Consider the following 20,444-nt stretch of genomic DNA (forward strand, 5'->3'; position numbering starts at 1 on the left):
TTTTTACCTCCTCAAATCCATTACAGCCTTTTTAAAAGCTTTGCCTCTCTCTTCGAAGTTTTTAAACATGTCCCAGCTAGCACAGGCCGGCGACAGAAGAACGCTATCCCCCTTTTCTGCCACCTCATAAGCTTTTCTCACAGCCTCTTCTAAAGAATCCACCAAAAATATGTCTTCTTCAGGGTATGAATACTTAAGAGCAGTTTTCTTTATCTTTTGAGCAGTCTGCCCTATAAGGATTAACTTTCTCACTTTCTTATCAAATGTCTTTACAAACTCGTCAAACTCACTTCCCTTGTCATAACCGCCTGCAATTAGGACTATAGGAGTTTTAAGAGCCTGAATAGCCTTTATAGATGCGTCGGGATTGGTGCCTTTAGAATCGTTGTAAAACTTTATCCCCTCTATTTCCGCTACAAACTCTATTCTATGTTCCACACCCTTGAAAGTTCTCAAAGTCGTCTCAATAGCATCAACCTCAATTCCAGAAAGATAAGCTACCGATGAAGCCGCCAATGCATTTTCTAAATTGTGCTCTCCGGGAATGTATATATCCTCAACTTTAATCACTTTCTTATTCTGTAAGTATAAAAAGCCTTCTTTTACATACGCTCCATTTTCCAGGACTTTCTTTCTACTGAAAGGAAAAACTTTCGCTTTTGCCCTTTCTTTCAACCCCCATGTGACAGGGTCGTCATAGTTTAAAACTACGTATTCTTCTTCCCTTTGGTTTTCAAAAATTCTTCCTTTTATATTTGCATAGTTTTCAAAGGTCTTGTGCCTGTCAAGATGGTCAGGCGTTATGTTTATTATACAGCTTATCTTAGGCCTAAATTCTTTTACAGTTTCAAGCTGAAAACTGCTGATCTCTGCTACAATATGGTCATTAGGTCCCGCTTCTAAAGCGGCATAGATGAGAGGATACCCTATATTGCCAGCTACATACACCTTCCTTCCAGCGTTTCTAAACATCTCGCCTAACAGAGAAGTTGTAGTAGTCTTTCCATTTGTACCTGTGATTGCATAAATAGGGGCTTTTGAAAGCCTATAAGCTAGTTCTACCTCTCCCAGTATTTCAAGTCCCATGTCTTTAGCCTTTTTTACTATTTCCGATTCGAGAGAGATGCCTGGACTTAAAACTACCAGCTCTATTCCTTTCAAAAACTCTTCCTTAAACTCTCCCAGTTTTATTTCTACAGGCAAATCCTTTAACTCCTCTAAAGCTTCTTTTAAGGCTATTTCATTTTTCCGGTCATAAGCTATTACATTTGCTCCCAGATTTACAAGCACACGGCAGAGTGCTACACCACTTACGCCTAACCCTGCTACAAATACTCTTTTTTCTTTCAATTCCATACACTGCACTCCTTAACTCAGACTGTAAAAAGATACAAATAAAGCAATCAATGTAACCAACCAAAAGCTGTATACAACTTTCTCTTCTTTCCAACCCGAAAGCTCAAAATGGTGATGCAAAGGGCTCATTTTAAAAATCCTCTTTCCGAATAACTTGAAAGAAAACACCTGCAAAATAACTGAAATAGCCTCAGCCACATAAATTATCCCTAAAACAGGCAATATCAAAGGAAGTTTGGTAAGAAGCGCAACAGTCGCTACCGCTCCCCCAATCGCAAGAGAACCTGTATCCCCCATAAACACTTCAGCGGGATGCTTATTGTACCTCAAAAACCCAAGCAGTCCTCCTGTCAAAGAAGCGCTGAATACTCCATAGGTCACATCGTTTAAAAACAGAGCAATCATTGCAAAAAAAGCCATGACAATAGTGGATACTCCTGCTGCCAATCCATCCAGCCCATCCGTAAGGTTGACGCTGTTCACAGTTCCAACAATTATAAACACAGCAAAAGGAATATAAAAATTCGCTAAATCAACAGACCTCTTAAAAAATGGGACGATTATCTCTGTGCCCACATTGCTCTTTATAAACCAAGAAATTACAATGGCCAGCAAAAACTGTGCCAGCAGTTTTTCTCTAGCGCGAAGCCCTAAAGACCTTTTAAAATACACTTTTAAAAAGTCGTCTGCAAAACCTATAAGTCCATATCCTAAAAATCCTGCTAGCAGTATAAAAAGATATTTATTCCACGGAGAGAAAATCAGAGATGTCAAAAAAGTAGCAACTACAAATATAATTCCTCCCATTGTAGGAGTGCCAGACTTTTTCAAGTGAGTTTTAGGTCCATCTTCTCTTACTTTTTGACCAAATTTTAGCTTTCTTAAGTATGGAATAAAAAATCTCCCAGATATAATAGCTACAGTAAAAGACAATAAAGTCGCAAATATTATCTTTTGTATCATCCTACCTTATCCTCTCCTGTCTTATTTTTCGCTTTCAGCTAAGATTTCCTTCACTATCTCTCTTTCATCAAAAGGAATGACTTTATCCCCTATGATCTGATACGTCTCATGTCCCTTTCCTGCTAATATAATGACGTCATCCTTCTGAGCATTTGACAATGCATACCTTATCGCTTCTCTCCTGTCTTCAATGACGACGTACGGACAGTTTGTCTTTTTTATCCCCTCTTCAATCTGTGCAATTATCTCTTTTGGGTTCTCTGACCTCGGATTATCTGAAGTCAATATGCAGAAGTCAGCGTATTTACCTGCAACCTCTCCCATAAGAGGCCTTTTGCTCTTATCTCTATCTCCTCCTGCTCCAAAAACCAATATCTTCCTTCCAGCTTCGTATTCCTTTAAAGCCTCCATTATATTTCGTATACCGTCTGGAGTATGGGCATAGTCAATGAACACATAAAAATCTCTTCCTGTCTCAACAGGCTCAAATCTCCCCTTCACTGTCACATGGCTTAAAGCTTCTCTAACACTCCTTAGAGGAATTCCTAGAAAGTCTGCCACAGTAATAGCAGCCAGAGCATTGTACACGCTAAACAATCCAGGTATTTTTAAAGAAATCTCCTCCTTTTTATCCTGAATCTGGACTTTAAATTTAACTCCACTTAGACTATTTTTTATTTCTTTTGCCATCACATAGGCAAAATCTTTTATGCCATATGTGAGCACTTTGCCCTTTGAACTCTCTATCATCATTGAAGAATATTTGTCATCTATGTTTATCACAGAGGCCTTTTTGGCCATCTTAAACAATTTGCTCTTCGTCTTTGCATATTCTTCCATGCTTTCGTGGAAGTCAAGGTGGTCCTGCGATAAATTGGTAAAAACAGCTATGTCAAAATCGCAGCTGTCCACCCTGTGCAAAGCCAAAGAATGAGAGGATACTTCCATGACAACATATTTAACTCCCTCATTTACCATGAGGCTGAAAAGCTCCTGCAAATCCAAAGACTCTGGGGTTGTGTGGGTGGTAGGTATCACCCTATCTCCTATCATGTTTTGTATTGTTCCTACCAGCCCTACTTTGTTGTTCTGCTGTTCCAAAATAGCTTTAAGCATGTATGTCACAGAAGTTTTACCATTAGTACCAGTGATACCTATCAATGTAAGTTTACTAGTAGGATTGTTGTAAAAATTAGAAGCAATTTTCGCCATAGCTGCCCTCGCATCTTCTACAAGCACCACCGTGACTCCTGGATATTCGCTTATATCCCTGTCAGTAACAACAGCCACAGCCCCATTTTTTATAGCCTCTTCTACATACAAAAGCCCGTCTGTCTTAAATCCCTTTATAGCTATGAAAAGGTATTTAGGCTTAGCTTTTCTCGAATCGTAGCACACCCCGCTTATATCTACATTTGGATTCCCCTTTATCTCATGCTTTACCCCTTTTAACAAATCTACAAGTCTCATAATAGGCCTCCTCGCACCGATACTGACCAATTGCTATCACTAATAGTATAGCACAATTATCTATTTTGCATAGAGGCTAGTTCAATTTTCGATAGTGTCAAGATACTGTAGGATTTTTTTAAGACAACCCCTGAAACTTAGTTAATTTCAGCCTTCAACTTATCATGCTTTTTTATATAACTTGTGCATATTTTAATGCTCTTAAAACCCTATATATTGGCGTTACTTTCCCTATATTCAAAACTGTAATATTGTTTATCTTTTCATTTGTAGACGTTTTAACTCTCCTTACCGCTTCTTTTATTTGCTTCTTCGTTAATTTGTAACTTCCTGCATTTATATTCTTTTTCTTGCCCCATTCTACTTCTCTTAAGTCTCCTCCATTCTTGCTAAATACCCTTAATTTCGCCATTAGTTTTAATCCTTCTCTGCTCCACCCTAATGGATTCCTGCTTAGTCTTGCTGAAAATACATGGCTTATATGTCCTTCTGCACTGCACCCTATTACATCTTCGTCTTCGTTGTATATTTTTATCCCTTCCCAATTGTTTAGTATGTATTTCTTTGCTTCTTTTATCTTCTCTTTCTCTCTCTCTTCCTCTGCTGCCTTTATTAACTCATCAAATACCTTCTTTACTCTTTCTTTATCCCCTTCATTTATTGCTCTCCATATCTTATCCCTATACTTTGGCTCTTTTGATGTAGCTTTTAATACGTATTTGTTTAAATGATATCTGTCTAGTACAAACCTTGATTTTAATATCCATTTTAATCCCTCTTTTATCCACGGTGCCCCATCTCCTGCTATGTATATCTTCTCTATCTTCTCTTCTTTGTAATTGTCTTCTATGTAATTTGCTACATCTATCCATATGTCTTCAGGTTTCTCTCCTACATATGCTTTGTAATAGACATTCTTCAGTACGTTCCTTCCGTTTTTCTCTTCTCTACCTTCATGTATGTATACTAATCGTGGAGTTTCATCTCTCCCGTCCTGTAAAGGTACATGGTCCTCGTCTGCCTCTATGTATAAAACCCTTACTTCTTTCTTTTCTTTTATTTCTCTCTTTACTTCTACTTCCCCTATTTCCCTTATTGCATTTAATACCGTCTGTTTACTTAACTCCTCTGGACATGCTTTTTTACTACTTCTCTCATATGATTCTTCTATTGCGTTTTCTACTAACTTTATCTTTACTCCCTTTTCTATCCTATCGTGCCGTCCTATCTCTAATGCATCATCCACCAAATATGTATATCTCCCATCCTCTTTAGATTTGTAATATGTCCTCTCATATTCAATATCCCCAAGGACTGTCGTTAATCTCTTTTTATCTTTCCTCTCTACTACCCATTTTTCTTTCCTTCTCTTGTCTTCTTTTATTATCCTATCTAACTCTTCAATAATTGCTTCTATTGCCCCTCTACCTAGTTTGTCCGTGAGTTCCTTTATCCTTGCTACAAGCTCTGTAATATTCATTCCTTTGTTTAACAAATCACCAAAAATTTCTACTACTTCCTCAGTGAAATTTAGAGCATTTTGTAGTATAATATCCTCAAAGATATGTTTTTTCACAAGAGACACCCCTTTCTGTGATGTTTTGTTTCCAAGTTCTATTTTATCACAGGGGTTGTCTCTTGTTTTTTTCACTCAAAAAATCCTACGATAATTTTACACTATGTCAATTTTCCTTCGGCCTGAACTCAACTTCCACAACTTCTCCCCTTTTAACAAGCGTCCCCTCTTTAGGACTCTGGTCCACTGCAAATCCTGTACCTTTTATTTTTATCCTTAAGCCCAGGCTGTTCAAAATCTCTGTCGCTTCTTTAACACTTTTCCCTTTCAAATCAGGTACCACTACTTCCTCTGTAGAAACTCCATTTAAATACAGTATAATTTTAGTATTCTCATTGACCAAAGCTCCAGGCTTTGGAACCTGGTCAAATACAGTATCTCCATTTCCCTGTAAAATAAAATCAAGCTTATTTTCAAGTATAATTCTTTCTGCTTCATACAATTTCATGTTCCTCACATCTGGCACCATTACCGTCTCGGGCTTTTTTACCCCTCTGGGCTGGACTTCCAGATATTTTAAAGTATCGTCCAAAATGCTCTTCACAACAGGTGCAGCCAGCTGACTTCCAAAGTGGGTCTCTGGGTTGTTAGGCTCATCTATGACGACAAGCACAATAACTTTTGGGTCATCTGCCGGCGCAAATCCTACAAAAGAAGCTACATATTTCCCCGGCATGTACTTCTCTGTGGTTCCTGTCTTCCCCGCCACGTCAAAGCCTTCAATATAACCTGCTTTGCCTGTACCTTCTGCCACCACACTTTTTAGTATTTCCCGCATTGTAGCAGAAGTTTCTTTTGAAATTACACGCCTTACAATCTTCGGCTTAAACTCTTTTACCACTTTCCCCTTTGAATCGACGATTGCCTTCACTATCTGCGGTTGCATCAATTTGCCTCCATTAGCTATAGCAGCTACTGCTGTAATCATCTGAAGGGGAGTAACTGCAATGCCCTGCCCAAAAGAATTTGTTGCCAGTTCTACAGGTCCAACTCTTTCTTCCGACAATACAAGCCCGGGAGCTTCTCCAGGAAGAAGAATACCTGTAGTCTTTCCAAATCCAAAATCTCTTATGTATTTATATAGTTTTTCAACTCCCAGCCTCTGCCCTACAGTCACAAAGACCACGTTACAAGAATTCTGCACTCCTTTTACAAAATCCTCGCTACCATGTGTTGCCCAGCAATTAATCCTGTGCCCTGCAACAGTCGTATAGCCGGGGCAGTAGAACTGTTCATGTAAACTTACAACCTTTTCCTCTAGTGCAGCAGAAGCAGTTATAGTTTTAAAGACAGAACCCGGTTCATAGGAGTCAGAAATTGCCTTATTCCTCCACCGCCTATACCATTCTTCTTCAGGACCTTCAAAGGGATCATTGGGATCGAAATTAGGCCTATTGGCCAAAGCCAGTATTTCGCCTGTTTTGGGGTCCATTACAATGGCCACTGCACCTTTTGAAGGCTTAGAATGTACCATAGCCTGATTCAAAGCCTTCTCAGCAAAATGCTGTATTGTCTCATCAATAGTGAGAACTACATTATATCCTGGAAGAGGTTCAAAATACTCTTCCTCTCCTGTGTCTATCTTTCGCCCTATGGCATCCATGGGAGTGGTAGACTTTCCAGGTATTCCTCTCAAAAAATTATCAAATACAAGCTCTATTCCGTCCAATCCCTGATTATCAATTCCTGTAAAGCCTAAAACATGGCAGGCAAGTGTGCCTTCTGGATAAAATCTCTTCATGTCTTCAGAAACTATTACCCCATCTATATTAAGTCTCAATATGGCTTTCGCCTTTTCCTCATCTACCTGCTTGGCAATCAATACCTCTTGCAAGTTTTTATTAGAAATTCTTTCCAAAACTTTTTGTCTATCAAGGCCAAGGATACTGGCCAAAGTTTCTGCCACTACCTGCCTTTTAGAATCTGGAATTTCTTTTGGAATCACGCTAATTTTGCTCACACTTGCATTTTCAGCCAAAACCTTTCCGTTTCTATCAAATATATACCCTCTTTTGCCACTTAAAGACACATCCAACGTCCATTGAGGCAAAGCCATCTTTTGATATTCTTCGCCTTTTACCACTTGTATGAAGAAAAGTCTCATCATAAGTCCAAACACAACAGCAAAAGACAGAAACAGCAAAAAAAGAATTCGCTTTTTCGTAGAAACCGTTGGATGTATCTAAAATCCCCCCTATCTATTGAACACCCCCAATAACCTCATGAAGAAACTGTCCTTTTTATGAGGTTCTTTTGGATTATCGCTTTCTGCAACTTTCGGGACCTCTCCTACTTTCACATACACTATCTGGTCCTTCTCAGGGAGTTGCATTTTAAGCCTTTCCTTTGCAATCTCTTCAATCCTCGCCGGGTTGCTTAAAGAAGCAATTTCTGCCCTCAATTGCTGATTAATGCTTTCAGTATACTCAATTTGTTTCTCCAGTCTATCTAAAGCGAGGGATTTTTCATAAATAAGTGCATATCTATACAATACCAAGATGCTTAGAGAAGCCACTATTACGACTAAGATCAAATTTTTCAACTTGGCATTTGGCTTAGCTTTTTTGTCAGGCTTTTTGTCGTAAGAGGTATATGGGGGATATTGATAATTATAATCTTTTTGAGCTACTATCAATTTATTCTACCTCCATTTCTTTTAGAACTCACAGTTTCTCCGCCACTCTAAGCTTTGCACTCCTCGACCTAGGATTTTCTTCTACTTCTTCCTTGGAAGGCAGAATAGGTTTTTTTGTGATAATTTTTATAACAGGCTGTTTCCCACAAGTGCACGGCAAACCAGGAGGACATGTGCAGGGATTTTCAAGCTTTTTGAAAGTATTTTTTACTATTCTGTCTTCCAAGGAGTGGAAAGTAATCACTGCTATCCTCCCTTTTCCCCTCAATACCTCCACCATATCTTCCAAAGCTCTGTCTAAATCTTTAAGCTCCTCATTCACTTCTATCCTTATGGCTTGAAAAGTTCTTTTCGCTGGATGAGGCCCTGTTCTTCGTGCAGAAGCCGGAATAGCTTTCTTTATAATCTCCACCAGCTGAGAAGTAGTCTTTATATCTCCCTTCTTTCTCTCCTCCACTATAAACTTCGCTATACGGGAAGCCCATTTCTCTTCTCCGTATTCCCTTATCACTCTCTCTAGCTCTTTTTCTGAATATCTGTTCACAACATCATAGGCGGAAAAAGGAGAAGTTTTATCCATCCTCATATCAAGAGGAGCATCCTTCATATAAGAAAAGCCCCTCTCCACTTCTTCCAGCTGGTAAGAGGAGACCCCCAAATCCAGAAGAATTCCATCAACTTTTTCAATCCCCAAATTTCTCAATATCTCTTTTATATTCTTAAAATTGTCTTTAATGTAAATCACATTTTTGTAATCTTTTAGCCTTTCTTTGGCAGCTAAAATCGCTTCTTCATCTCTGTCAATTGCAATTAATTTCCCAGTAGTAAGCCTCTTTAATATTTCCTCTGAATGACCTCCACCGCCTAAAGTTCCATCCACATAAATACCTTCTGGATTTATATTTAAGTGCTCTATCGTTTCTTTGAGAAGTACGCTTTTATGAACATATTCCATGCTCTCTACCCCAAATTATATGTTAAAATTATCCAAATGCTCTGCAATCTCTTCAAAGGACACATCTGTGCTCTTGGAATACTCCTCCCAAACTTCTTTACTCCAAATCTCAACCCTAGTAGATACGCCTATAAATATCACATCTTTTTCTATTTTTGCGTGTTCCCTCAAATGAGAAGGTATAAGTATTCTTCCCTGTTTGTCTACCTCGCATTCAACAGCCCCAGCAAGGAAAAATCTAGTAAAAGCCCTTGCATCTTTCTTGGTAAGTGGAAGAGTTTTGAGCTTTTCTTCTATATTTTTCCATTCATCCAGTGAGTACACAAAGAGGCAGTTGTCCAAACCTTTTGTGAGCACAAACTTTTCCCCTAATTCCTCTCTGAATTTTGCAGGAATTATGACTCTTCCCTTTGAGTCAATTGTGTGTTCGTACTGCCCCATTAACATGGCAAACTCCCAACTTTCCTTTCACATTCTCCCACTTACCACCACAATTCACCACTTAATATGTTATTCTATATAAAATCAAAAAATCCTGCTAAAATTTTATAAAAAAATAAAAAAACAGGTCTTTAGACCTAGAAGGTCCAAAGACCTATTTAACAGGGTATATGATAGACATCGCACTAGTTTCTTCATTTAAATGGCTTTCAACCCTCTCTGCTACATCCTTGAAGTTTATCTGATGTAAAACCGGTAAATAATCCATCAAATCTATGTCTTTCATGTACAGGTTTATAAAACTATAGGCTATGCTTTCCACCGAATTAAAAGTCCTGAGAAATTTTCCAATGTACTTCCTCTTTATTCTCTCAAAAGTCTCCCTGTCCAAAAAGCTTTTTTCTTTAAAAGCCTTAATAATAATATCCCTAACTTTGAGCGGGTCTTTTGACTGCCCACCTATTATAGTGTATCCATAATCTATCTCCCCCGTGTAATCAAAGCCAAAAGTGCTATCCACAAGACCTTCCTGATAGAGTTTTTCATAAAGTTCAGAACTCCTGCCGACAGCCATTTCTAATCCTATCTGCACTTCCAAACTCTTTTTCAATAAATTCCTTCCGCCAAAGCCCACATCTGTGTCCTTGAACGCCAAATTGAAAAGAGGAATAGAAACCTGCATATTCTGAACTACTTCTTTTTTGTGAACTTCTACAGGTTCATCTGGGTAAATCCTCTTTATTTCACCTTGTTTTTTAACTTGCCTTACATTTTCCTCTATAACCTGAAGAGTCTTGTCAACATCAATATCCCCTACAGCAAATAAGACCATATTTTCAGGATGATAAAAGGTGTAATAGCATTTGTACAAAATATCTTTGTCAATTCTTGAGATGGACTCAATAGTCCCTGCTATGTCCTTTTTCACAGGATAGACGTGATATAAAGCTTCCAAGGCGTTAAAATACACTCTCCAGTTTGGGTCATCCTGATACATCCTTATCTCCTGGGCTATAATCCCCTTTTCTTTTTCCACATTTTCATCCGTAAAATAAGGATTTTGCACAAAATGGACCAAAAGCTTTAAATTTTCATAAAAATTTTCTGTACTAGAAAACAGATAGGCAGTAGTAGTAAAATTCGTATAGGCATTCGCAGATGCCCCAAGTTGAGAGAACTTCTCAAAAATGCTGCCTTCTTCTTCCTCAAACATTTTATGTTCAAGAAAATGGGCCACGCCATCAGGAACTTCTGTAACATAATCATCGCCCGGTGCGATAAACTTGCTGTCATTTGACCCAAATCGAGTTGCAAATATAGCAAACTGCTTTGTATATCCTTTCTTAGGCATCACATAAACTTTAAGTCCATTTTCAAGCTCTTCAAACAAAATCTTCTCTCTGACCTTTTCATCATAAACCTGCTGCACTGTTTATGCCTCCTTTTTATTCCTCATGAAGTAAACCGTATCCAATTTCACTTTTTTAGATACTTCTACTACGTCTTCTTTACTGACTTTCTCTATTTTCTTTATGAATTCCTCTATTCCTAAATTTGTCCCTGCTATCTTTTGGGAAAGATAGTAGTCTGCTTTTGAAGTTGCATTGTCTTTTATAGCATTCAGCGAAGTGTATAAGGACTTTTTGGCAGAGTCAAATTCATAATCTGATATATTACCCTTTTCCATCTCTCCGACCTCTTTAAGGATTATATCAAGGGCTTTGCTGTAATTTTCCACTTCAATTCCTGAACTTATCACCATAAGTCCTTTAAACCTTTCAAGACGCGAATAAGCGTAATAAGCAAGACTTGCCTTTTCTCTAACATTAATAAAAAGCTTGGAAAAAGGACCTCCTCCTAAAACAGTGCTGTATACTAAAAGAGGGTAATATTCTTCGCTGTCCGGAGGTACATTTGTCCTAAAACCTAATGTGAGCTTCCCTTGATTTACATCAAGCTCTTCTGTAACGTACTTTACTTCCTTTACTTCCTTTCTAACATCTGTAAAAGGAATTTCTAAAACCTCTTTTCTTCTTAAATTGAAATACTTCCTAAAAACTTCTTCGGCATATTCAGGATTTACATTCCCCACCACATATATATCTACTGGCAATGTGTCAATACACTTTTTGTAATATTCAAAAAGGTTTTTCTCGTCTATCAAGTCCAGGTCTTCCTTCTTACCCAATTCAAAAATTGCAAAAGGCTCTCCTTTGCACATTTCTTCATAGCAGCGGTCAACTGCATATTTGGTCTTGTCATTTATCCTTGACTCTATCAAATTCTTCTGCACTTCCTTCTCCTGTAACACATATTCCTTCAAAAATGCTCCATCCTGCGTAAAAGGTTCAAAAACCAATTCATACAAAAATTTTATCCCTTTTTCAAATACATTTTCACTTACATATTCCTCTTGCGGCAATTCCAATCTGTACTGTTGGAAATGCCTTTCTCCTTTTTTGTATACTGATACAGCCATAGTAGTGCCATAAAGCATTTCTAGATACTTTACCATATCTTTGTAAGTTTTAAGGGCGGAAGTCCCCCTTTTTAAAACAGAAGGTATAAGCGCATACCAAGTCGCTTCATCTCCCAATTTGTTCTGCACGTAGAGATTTACCGTCACCGTTTTAAACTTGTCCGTAACATCTAGGTATAGATTTATCCCATCTCCTAGCTCTTTATGTATAAGCTCCATCAGATCAACTCCTTCTAAAATAATCCAGATACTTCATCACACGATAATTGTATCACAAATTTGATAATACATAAACCCGGGGAAACCCCCAGGTTTTTACATGCCAGGAGTGATGCGTTTGATTATCTCAGAAATTTGCTTTGCAAACTCCGACACAGGCCTTCCTTCAGAAATTCCCCTCGCTATATTGTCAATCCTTTTATAAAGGTCCGGGTCAGCAGTCACATACACTCTTGTTATAGACTTATCTGTATCTTTTACTGCTTTTTCTATTTTCTTCTTTACATCCTTTTCGTGAGTTCCCTGAACCTTTGCCTTCATGTCCACTCCTACAAGAGCAGTCGTACCTGATATGACGACAGTAGCCTTATTGACTTCGGGAATTCTAGCCACACTTGTCGCAACCCTTGAAGCCCTCATGCTCTCTGTAGTTGGCTTTCTAACAGGCGCAGGTGTCGGAGCTGTAGGAGCTGTTGGCGCAGGTGTAGTATATCCCGGCGTTGGAGTAGCCTTTGAAGGTGCCGGCGCTGGCCTTGTAGGCGTAGGAGTGTACCTTGCAGGAGCAGGCTTTTTTGTAGCAGTCTTACACCCTGCCATTGACGTCAGAATCATTACACCTATCAGCAAAACGGTTATTATATTTTTTATCTTTTTCAATGCTATACACCTCCTCAAAATATATTTTTGCACGTTTATAAAAAAGTATTATGCTAAATTATGGAAAAGCATTAAAAACATTTGAAAAATTTTTATGAGTAATATATAATCCATATGTGTATAATTAATGGAGGGAGAATAAATGGAAATAGGAATTGTTGGTCTACCAAATGTAGGAAAGAGCACACTTTTTAACGCAATAACCAAAGCTGGTGCAGAATGCGCCAATTATCCTTTTTGCACTATTGAGCCAAATGTAGGGATTGTATCTGTCCCCGATGAAAGATTGGATTTTCTTGCTAAAATTGAAAATCCTCAAAAAGTAGTTCCTGCCACCATAAAATTTGTGGACATTGCAGGCCTTGTAAAAGGCGCAAGCAAAGGAGAAGGTTTAGGAAATAAATTTTTATCTCATATAAGAGAAGTAGACGCAATTTTAAACGTTGTGAGATGCTTTGAAGACAGCAATATAGTGCATGTGGAAGGGTCTATTGACCCCGTAAGAGATGTCGAGATTATAAACCTGGAGCTCATACTGGCTGATTTAGAGACTGTAGAAAGGCGAATGCAAAAAACTTCAAAACTTGCTAGAAACGATAAAAAAGCCGCCTTTGAACTTGAAGTTTTGGAAAAAATAAAAAATACACTGGAAGAGGGAAAGCCTGCAAGGGCAGTTCAATTTGATGAAGAAGAAAAAGCCGTAGTAAATCAGCTGATGCTTTTAACTTCAAAGCCTGTGATGTATGTGGCAAATATATCAGAAGAAGATTTAATCTTAAGAGAAGAAAATCTACACGTAAAAAAGCTAAGAGAATATGCATTAAAAGAAGGCTCAGAAGTTTTAGTAATAAGCGCAAAAATTGAAGAAGAGCTAGCAGCTCTTCCAGATGAAGAAAGAAATGAGCTTTTAAAAGAATACGGGCTCAAAGAGCCCGGGCTTAACAATATAATAAGGCACGGATATTCTCTTTTAGGACTAATTACATTTTTCACTGCAGGGCCTAAAGAAGTACATGCCTGGACAATAAAAAGGGGAACTAAAGCTCCTCAAGCGGCTGGGAAAATCCACTCTGACTTTGAAAGAGGGTTTATAAGAGCAGAAGTAATCTCCTTTGAAGATTTAGTCAAAGCAGGATCACAGGCAGCAGCAAGAGAAATGGGGCTTTTAAGGCTTGAAGGCAAAGACTATGTCATGCAGGATGGAGATGTTGTAGTATTTAGATTTAACGTGTAATCTACTCCAGGCTTATTTCCACATGTTCTCCATCCTCTTTATCGTATACATCCACGATTTTTCCTGTTTCTCCTTCTTCTATAGCTTTTAAAAGGTCATTAAAATTGATACCGTGCTCTTCTAATATGTCGCTGGGAGTAAATCTCCCGGCTATTCTCATGCCCCACGATAAAAGGCTGTAAGGTATAGATAAATTAACCTTCACTTTGTTGGTATTCATATCTGTTACCCTAATTTTAAGCCACCTAATTCTTCTATGGGGCCTCCTTATCTCCTTTTCTTCCTCTACTTCCAGAGCCTTAAGAAGTTCAGCCGCCTCCTCTGCTGTTATCTTTTTTTCTTCTACCATCTTCAAAATCCTCAATCTTTCTTCCATAAAACCCACCTCACTCTAAGGTAATATCTCCACTTATTGAATTTACATGAATTTCCAGTTTCTTTTCTGATTCTCTGTAATTTTTTGTATTTCCTTTTAAATAGTGCCTATTTCTTGTCGCCTGAGAGGTCCCTGGTAAATTTATGCTGCAATCCCCAGCTATCGTCTTCAATTTGTAATATACTCCCACATTTTTATCCTCTAATTTGACCTCAACATCTCCGTTGATAGTATCTATTTTCAGAAAAACTTTCTGCAAATCGACCTTAAGGTTGTGAATAGAGACATCCCCATTTACCGTGGAAATGTCCGCTTCTTCCAAACATACATCTTTTAAGTCTACATCGCTGTTAATGCTCTTTAAAGCTACTTTTTTCATCTTTAGGTCCTCAGCAGAAATTTCCCCATTTACGGTCTCAAGTTTTACTTCATCGCACTTGACAGCTGGAAGGTACACTTCGATCTCTGCTTTTTTCACTCCCTTATCTCCTACTATCTTTAAATAATTTTCCTCATATTTTACATCTAAGCCTCCCCCTCTGCTTCTTATTGCATACTCCACCTTTGTCCGGATGTAATCTTTATCCCACCTCTTCAAAGTTATATTGCCGTTTGCAACGGCTATCTTTAAAGAAATGCTTTCTCCAACATCTTTAAATTCAAAATCTTTCTCAAGCTTTTCTTCCCTCCCCTCCCAGATAAAATCCAATATCCTGTCAGCAATGCTGGTTCCAAAATCCTTTTTCTTTATTCCCTCAATTTTTTCTTCAATTTTATCAAGCCCTTTTTCTACTTCTTTCGGAATATCGGAAAGAGCAGTCATCCTTTCCTTAAATTTGTCTAATAAATTAAAACTACCTTCTTCCTGAAGATTCACTTCTCTTCTCCCTTCCAAAGCCTCCAAGAGAATGGCTGCTTCTTCAGCAGTAATCTTGCCCTCCTCCAGCATTCTCAATACCACCATTTTTTCCTCTTCCATTAAAAACCCTCCCTCATCCTTCTTTAAGAAGCTTTATAGCTTCATCTACAGTGATTTCCCCTTCTTCTAACTTCCTCAGCACCTCCTTCTTATCGACCACAGGTCTTCTTTCCACTTCATACCCTAATGCTGCAATCAAATTATCCAGTTTGTTCCTTATAGTCGGATACGACAGATTGAGTTCTTTTTCCATCTCCCTTATATTTCCTCTTGTCTTTATGAAAATCTCTAACAGCTCCCTCTGTTCCCTTGTAAGATAGCAAAATTTGCAAAGTTCAAATTGCCCCTCAATAGCAGTTCCACAGTGAGAACACTCTAGTCTCGTAACCCTCATCTTTTCCCCGCACACAGGACAAATCCCTATCACTTCTTTCATAGGTTTCACCTCAAGTCATAAGCTTTGATTTCATTATAACACTTCCTTCAAAAATGTCAATATCAATTTTAAATTTTTTAATTTTATCTAGCTAAAAGTTTAATTTTTAAAAAATAAATTTGAGTCAGGTGCAACCTGACTCAAATTTCTATTACTTCTTCTTCAAAATTGTCTATAAATTTTTGGTAATCCATCTTCTCTTCTGCTTCTAAAACCTTCTCCAGCTTGGGCTTTGTAGCAGGATGTTTTGGAACGAATATAGTACAGCAGTCCTCATAAGGCCTTATGGAGATTTCGTAGGTGCCAATTTTCTGAGCTATATCAATTATTTCCCTCTTATCCATCCCAATCAAAGGTCTAAAGACAGGAAGTGAAACAGAAGAATTGGTTACATACAGGCTTTCAATGGTCTGGCTTGCCACCTGTCCAAGGCTCTCTCCCGTTATAAGGGCTAGAGAGCCATTCTGCTGAGCGATTTTTTCCGCTATTTTCATCATCATTCTTCTCATTATTATTGTCGTTAACCTAGCAGGGCATTTTTCGTAAATTTCAAGCTGCAAGTCAGTGAAGTGGACTACATGCAGTCGCATTCCCCTTCCATATTGAGAAAGCACTTTACACAGGTCCACAACTTTTTCCTTCGCCCTATCTGACGTGTACGGAGGGCTGTGAAAGTAAACAGCCTCTACTTCCACACCTCTTTTCATCATCATCCATGCCGCTACAGGGCTGTCAATTCCTCCCGAAAGAAGTACAGTCGCTTTTCCATTCGTGCCAAGAGGAAGACCTCCTGCCCCTTCAATAACCCCTGCATATAAAAAGGCTTTTTCCCTTATCTCCACATTAAGGAGCACATCAGGATTGTGTACATCCACTTTCATGTTTTTCACATTCTTCAAAACGGCTGCTCCTACTCTTCTGCTTACCTCCATGCTATTATAAGGAAAGGCCTTATTGGGCCTTTTGGTTTCTACCTTGAAAGTCTTGCCCTGGTGACTTTTCATGAGATCTACAGCAGCTTTAAAAATTTCCTCAAGGTCAAGGTCAGCCTCTTTTGCCCTCGTTATCCCGACTATTCCAAAGACTTTTTTTAACCTTTCTATTGCCTCTTCAACATCTTTTTCGCACTCCACATAAATTCTCCCATGGGTTTTCTCGACTTTTACGCCATCAAAATCTCTTAGAGCGTATTTTATATTTTTTACAAGTGTATTTTCAAAAAAAGACCTGTTTTCTCCTTTCAATGCCAATTCTCCGTATTTTATGAGAAGTACGTCTTTCATTATTTTACCTCCGTTTAAATCTTCTTAAAAAGTCAACTTTTTTCTTCAAAATATCCACTGTGTAATCTATGTCTTCCTCAGTATTAAAAATCCCCAGAGAAAAGCGGATAGCCCCTTCTAGCAGGTCTCCTTTTAAGCCTATTGCTTTAAGGACGTGACTTCCTCCTCTCTTTTTCGATGAACAAGCAGATCCAGTGGAGACGTAAATACCCTCTTCTTCTAAAGCGTGTAAAAGCACCTCTCCTCTGACTCCACGGAAAGAAACGTTAAGTATATGCGGCGCGCCTTCTTCTACTTCAGGTCCATTCAAATGCACATCTTTTATTTCTGAAGAAATACCCTCCCACAACCTCTTTTTTAACCCCATGAGCTTCTGAGAAACTTCTTCTAAACTTTCTTTGGCCAGTCTGCTAGCAACTCCAAATCCTACAATACCGGGCATATTTTCTGTGCCAGACCTTATGTTCTTTTCCTGCCCTCCTCCAAATATTATGGGTCTTATTCTCACTTCCTCCGATAAATATAGCGCCCCTACTCCTTTTGGACCGTGAATCTTATGCGCACTTAAAGACACCATGTCAAGCTTTTGTTTCTTTACGTCAATCTCTATCTTGCCAGCAGCTTGTACAGCATCTACGTGAAATAAAACGCCATTTCTCTTCGCTATACTTGCTATCTCCTCAATAGGCTCTATGGTACCTATTTCGTTATTTACTGCCATAATTGAGATGAGTATAGTTTTATCGTTAATAGCATTCTCAACATCCTCAGGATTAACCTTTCCCTTTTTGTCCACTTCAATGTAAGTAACTTTAAACCCACTTTCTTCTAAAAATTTAAGCACATTTAAAATTGAAGGATGTTCTATGGTAGAAGAAATTATGTGATTGCCCTTTTTCTTGAGGCTTTCTGCCACTCCTATGAGAGCAAGGTTATTAGACTCTGTCCCGCCAGAAGTAAATATAATGCCTTCTGGTCTGCCGCCTATAAGACACGCAACATTTTCTCTCGCTTCTTTTAAGAGCTTTTCTGCTTGATAACCCTTTCTGTGAAGTGAAGAAGGATTACCATATTCCTCTTCTAAAACTTCAAGCATTTTGTCTATGACTTCTTTTCTCACTTTTGTGGTAGCGCTGTTGTCCAAATACACTTCCATAATCATCATCCCTTTATTTTGCAAATTTAACTAAAAGGTTAATAATTCTTTGCACATCTTCATAAGTAGCCTTTCCATCTTCACTGGCAAGTATACAGTCTTTTGCATGCTCCTGTATTATTGACATGCCTACTTTTTCTAAAGATGCCTTTACTGCTGCAATTTGAAGTAAAATCTCCTCACAGCTTTTCTCCTCTTCCACCATTTTTTCTATTCCAGCTATATGACCTTTTATGGTCCTTAATCTCATTAATATATCATTTCTCAAATTGTCCACCACTTGCAACACACCTTTCAATAAGTTTGTTTTCCTATATTAACTTTGCCATAAAATTTGCAAACAGTCAATTGTTATGTAAAAAAGCCAGCGAATTCGCTGGCAAATTAAGGATTTTGGTACATCTGTGGCGGCTCAAAGGTTGGGAAGGGCTTTTTATAGAAGATATCACACACGTCAGTAGCAAACTCCTCACAGGCCGCAGGCGTAGGACAGAATCCGTAAGAAGGCACTAGCAATTGCACATCTACTGCAGATTTTATTATAATCCAGACACCTATTATGACCTCTACAGTAGTAGTTACCCCTACATTCACTTTGCCGTATAAACCTTCTCCCATAGCTTCGTACTTCATTATAGCTACATTTGGATCAGGCACATAAAGCACGATGTCTTTACTAAAAGTAGTAATATTTCCCGGCAATGTTTGTGTTGTACCATCAGGGTAATTTATGACCACATCAAAAGTTACCTGGAAAGTCGCTTCAACCCTCGCAAAACCAGGTCTTTCAGTGATAGGTGTTATCACAAAGCCTGGCGGCTCTACAAGGGAAATTTTTATATTTGTTATCTCACCAAAAGTAGGTGTCAAAGTAGTTAGTGTTGGGACAAAAGTAATTGGCGGTATATTATCCAGGCACAGCCTTTGAGAACAAGCATCGTATATTTTAGTGACTTCTATGCAGGCAATTTCTGTAGGTTCCGGAAGTTGCCCTGGTTGTACTGGCCCTGGCACTATCTCCTGCTGACCCAATACTTTCCTTGTAAAAGCCATATTATTTCCCCCTTTATTCTTGAAAAAGCTTAGCCTTTTTCTACTACTACAATATACGCAGATAAAGGGGGATGTGTTACAATTGTCAAAATTCAAATTTCATTCCCGTATGAAGAGGTATAAATCTTTCACCAAAAGCCTTGTATAGCTCTATCAGTAATTCTCTTCACCTCTCCCGTAGTCAAAACCCCGGGCATTATCTCAAGAGGGTCTCTTGTCAAAAAGAGTCTGCCGCCATTTTCCTCTATTTTTTCCTTCATATTTCCTCTCATCACGCCTACATGCCTTAAAAAGGGGTTAGTTATAAAATTAAGCCTAGAAATAAATATTTTTCTTTTCTTTTCCATAAGCCTCAACTAAAAAAGAAACCCCATGCTGCCCTAAAAATGGACTCTCATATAGCACAGAATCTTCTGCCAAAACCGTAATAATAAGCTTTTCTAACATAAGAGTTACCCTCCCTTCGATATGTTAACTCTAATTTATATCATAGTTTTTAAAGTATAAAAGAAGCGAGCCTAAAATACATGGCCCGCCATTTAAAGATTTAAATAAGCATGGATACAGGATTTTCCAAAATTTTCTTTAGGTCGAGCAAAAACTTAGCAGCAGTAGCTCCATCAATCAGTCGATGGTCGAAAGAAAGACTAAGTTTCATTGTGTGCCGTATGACAATATTGTCTTCTATTACCACTGGTTCTTTGTATATTTTGTTAACTCCTAATATAGCACTTTCTGGAGGATTTATAATAGGAGTAAAGCTATCTATTTCATACATTCCTAGGTTAGTGATAGTAAAAGTACCACCTGTTATTTCATCAGGAGTTAGCTTATTCTCTCTTGCTTTTTCACTTAGTTCTTTAATCTCTTTTGAAAGCTCTAGTAAAGATTTATTTTCAGCATTCTTCACCACAGGAACTATTAATCCATCCTCTAATGCCACTGCAATTCCTAAGTTGATGTTAGGATTTTTAATTATTTCATCTCCCTCAATAGACCAATTTAAAACAGGATTTTTCTTTAATGCAATAACACAAGCTTTTGCAATCAAATCAGTGTAGGTAAATTTATGTTCTCCAGATTTGTTTAAATTCTCTCTTAAATTAACAAGTTCTGTCACATCTACTTTGATGTCTTCCGTCACATGAGGAATCTCTGTCCAGCTTTTTTTCATTCTTTGGCTTATAGTCCTTCTCATAGTGTCCATTGGCACTCTTTCTGCTTTTTGGAGAATTT

At 38.2% G+C, this 20,444-nt stretch carries 22 protein-coding genes; 1 reads left to right on the forward strand and 21 read right to left on the reverse strand.

Annotated elements, in window-relative coordinates; all coding sequences use genetic code 11:
- Nucleotides 1-3: 3 nt before the first annotated feature.
- The 11 genes from murD to TTE_RS07925 form a co-directional block, all read right to left on the reverse strand.
- On the reverse strand, nucleotides 4-1,356 hold the full coding sequence (murD, locus tag TTE_RS07875; protein WP_009611118.1) for a UDP-N-acetylmuramoyl-L-alanine--D-glutamate ligase: 1,353 nt from the start codon (nucleotides 1,354-1,356) through the stop codon (nucleotides 4-6).
- Nucleotides 1,357-1,368: 12 nt separating this feature from the next.
- Nucleotides 1,369-2,319, reverse strand: coding sequence for a phospho-N-acetylmuramoyl-pentapeptide-transferase (gene mraY / locus TTE_RS07880; protein WP_011025868.1), 951 nt, complete (start codon nucleotides 2,317-2,319; stop codon nucleotides 1,369-1,371).
- A 21-nt stretch (nucleotides 2,320-2,340) separates the two neighbouring features.
- A complete protein-coding gene (locus TTE_RS07885) occupies nucleotides 2,341-3,789 on the reverse strand; it encodes a UDP-N-acetylmuramoyl-L-alanyl-D-glutamate--2,6-diaminopimelate ligase (protein WP_031313955.1) in 1,449 nt (482 codons plus the stop codon).
- A gap of 172 nt (nucleotides 3,790-3,961) precedes the next feature.
- On the reverse strand, nucleotides 3,962-5,365 hold the full coding sequence (locus TTE_RS07890) for an ISLre2 family transposase (protein WP_011025025.1): 1,404 nt from the start codon (nucleotides 5,363-5,365) through the stop codon (nucleotides 3,962-3,964).
- Nucleotides 5,366-5,471: 106 nt separating this feature from the next.
- Nucleotides 5,472-7,472, reverse strand: coding sequence for a stage V sporulation protein D (locus TTE_RS07895; RefSeq protein WP_235619547.1), 2,001 nt, complete (start codon nucleotides 7,470-7,472; stop codon nucleotides 5,472-5,474).
- Between the two features lie 87 nt (nucleotides 7,473-7,559).
- Entirely contained in the window at nucleotides 7,560-8,000 is a 441-nt protein-coding gene (ftsL, locus tag TTE_RS07900; protein WP_011025872.1) for a cell division protein FtsL, read from the reverse strand.
- Between the two features lie 28 nt (nucleotides 8,001-8,028).
- Nucleotides 8,029-8,955, reverse strand: coding sequence for a 16S rRNA (cytosine(1402)-N(4))-methyltransferase RsmH (rsmH, locus tag TTE_RS07905; RefSeq protein ID WP_009611109.1), 927 nt, complete (start codon nucleotides 8,953-8,955; stop codon nucleotides 8,029-8,031).
- A 15-nt stretch (nucleotides 8,956-8,970) separates the two neighbouring features.
- A complete protein-coding gene (gene mraZ, locus TTE_RS07910) occupies nucleotides 8,971-9,402 on the reverse strand; it encodes a division/cell wall cluster transcriptional repressor MraZ (protein ID WP_011025873.1) in 432 nt (143 codons plus the stop codon).
- A 148-nt stretch (nucleotides 9,403-9,550) separates the two neighbouring features.
- Nucleotides 9,551-10,825 (reverse strand): EF-P 5-aminopentanol modification-associated protein YfmH, encoded by a 1,275-nt coding sequence (gene yfmH, locus TTE_RS07915; protein WP_009611104.1) that lies wholly within the window; start codon nucleotides 10,823-10,825, stop codon nucleotides 9,551-9,553.
- Nucleotides 10,826-10,828: 3 nt separating this feature from the next.
- Nucleotides 10,829-12,094: an EF-P 5-aminopentanol modification-associated protein YfmF gene (gene yfmF / locus TTE_RS07920; RefSeq protein ID WP_009611108.1), complete on the reverse strand. Its 1,266-nt coding sequence runs from the start codon at nucleotides 12,092-12,094 to the stop codon at nucleotides 10,829-10,831.
- A gap of 96 nt (nucleotides 12,095-12,190) precedes the next feature.
- On the reverse strand, nucleotides 12,191-12,751 hold the full coding sequence (locus TTE_RS07925) for a YhcN/YlaJ family sporulation lipoprotein (protein WP_022587362.1): 561 nt from the start codon (nucleotides 12,749-12,751) through the stop codon (nucleotides 12,191-12,193).
- A 142-nt stretch (nucleotides 12,752-12,893) separates the two neighbouring features.
- On the opposite strand from TTE_RS07925, the gene ychF reads away from it, so the two are divergent.
- A complete protein-coding gene (gene ychF / locus TTE_RS07930) occupies nucleotides 12,894-13,985 on the forward strand; it encodes a redox-regulated ATPase YchF (protein WP_011025875.1) in 1,092 nt (363 codons plus the stop codon).
- A gap of 1 nt (nucleotide 13,986) precedes the next feature.
- Here the strand turns inward: ychF and TTE_RS07935 are convergent, their stop codons facing one another.
- The 10 genes from TTE_RS07935 to TTE_RS07975 all read right to left on the reverse strand — a co-directional run bounded on the left by TTE_RS07935 (nucleotide 13,987) and on the right by TTE_RS07975 (nucleotide 20,421).
- A complete protein-coding gene (locus tag TTE_RS07935; RefSeq protein ID WP_011025876.1) occupies nucleotides 13,987-14,361 on the reverse strand; it encodes an SHOCT-like domain-containing protein in 375 nt (124 codons plus the stop codon).
- Between the two features lie 10 nt (nucleotides 14,362-14,371).
- Nucleotides 14,372-15,340, reverse strand: a complete 969-nt coding sequence (locus TTE_RS07940; protein WP_011025877.1) for a DUF4097 family beta strand repeat-containing protein — start codon at nucleotides 15,338-15,340, stop codon at nucleotides 14,372-14,374.
- Between the two features lie 13 nt (nucleotides 15,341-15,353).
- Nucleotides 15,354-15,716: a DUF2089 domain-containing protein gene (locus TTE_RS07945; RefSeq protein ID WP_011025878.1), complete on the reverse strand. Its 363-nt coding sequence runs from the start codon at nucleotides 15,714-15,716 to the stop codon at nucleotides 15,354-15,356.
- Between the two features lie 140 nt (nucleotides 15,717-15,856).
- Complete coding sequence (gene thiI, locus TTE_RS07950) at nucleotides 15,857-16,999, reverse strand: tRNA uracil 4-sulfurtransferase ThiI (protein WP_011025879.1); 1,143 nt, start codon at nucleotides 16,997-16,999, stop codon at nucleotides 15,857-15,859.
- Nucleotides 17,000-17,003: 4 nt separating this feature from the next.
- Nucleotides 17,004-18,155, reverse strand: a complete 1,152-nt coding sequence (locus TTE_RS07955; RefSeq protein ID WP_041587172.1) for a cysteine desulfurase family protein — start codon at nucleotides 18,153-18,155, stop codon at nucleotides 17,004-17,006.
- 13 nt (nucleotides 18,156-18,168) lie between these two features.
- Nucleotides 18,169-18,435 (reverse strand): metal-sensitive transcriptional regulator, encoded by a 267-nt coding sequence (locus TTE_RS07960; protein ID WP_011025881.1) that lies wholly within the window; start codon nucleotides 18,433-18,435, stop codon nucleotides 18,169-18,171.
- Between the two features lie 104 nt (nucleotides 18,436-18,539).
- Nucleotides 18,540-19,208 carry a hypothetical protein gene (locus TTE_RS07965; protein ID WP_011025882.1) on the reverse strand — a complete coding sequence of 223 codons (669 nt, stop codon included), beginning with the start codon at nucleotides 19,206-19,208 and terminating at the stop codon, nucleotides 18,540-18,542.
- 128 nt (nucleotides 19,209-19,336) lie between these two features.
- On the reverse strand, nucleotides 19,337-19,468 hold the full coding sequence (locus tag TTE_RS14485; protein ID WP_259081909.1) for a hypothetical protein: 132 nt from the start codon (nucleotides 19,466-19,468) through the stop codon (nucleotides 19,337-19,339).
- Nucleotides 19,469-19,523: 55 nt separating this feature from the next.
- Nucleotides 19,524-19,655, reverse strand: a complete 132-nt coding sequence (locus TTE_RS14490; protein WP_259081907.1) for a hypothetical protein — start codon at nucleotides 19,653-19,655, stop codon at nucleotides 19,524-19,526.
- Between the two features lie 100 nt (nucleotides 19,656-19,755).
- Entirely contained in the window at nucleotides 19,756-20,421 is a 666-nt protein-coding gene (locus tag TTE_RS07975) for a dihydrolipoamide acetyltransferase family protein (protein WP_226990122.1), read from the reverse strand.
- Between the last annotated feature and the right edge of the window lie 23 nt (nucleotides 20,422-20,444).

The sequence above is a fragment of the Caldanaerobacter subterraneus subsp. tengcongensis MB4 genome, assembly GCF_000007085.1.
Lineage (GTDB): Bacteria > Bacillota > Thermoanaerobacteria > Thermoanaerobacterales > Thermoanaerobacteraceae > Thermoanaerobacter > Thermoanaerobacter subterraneus.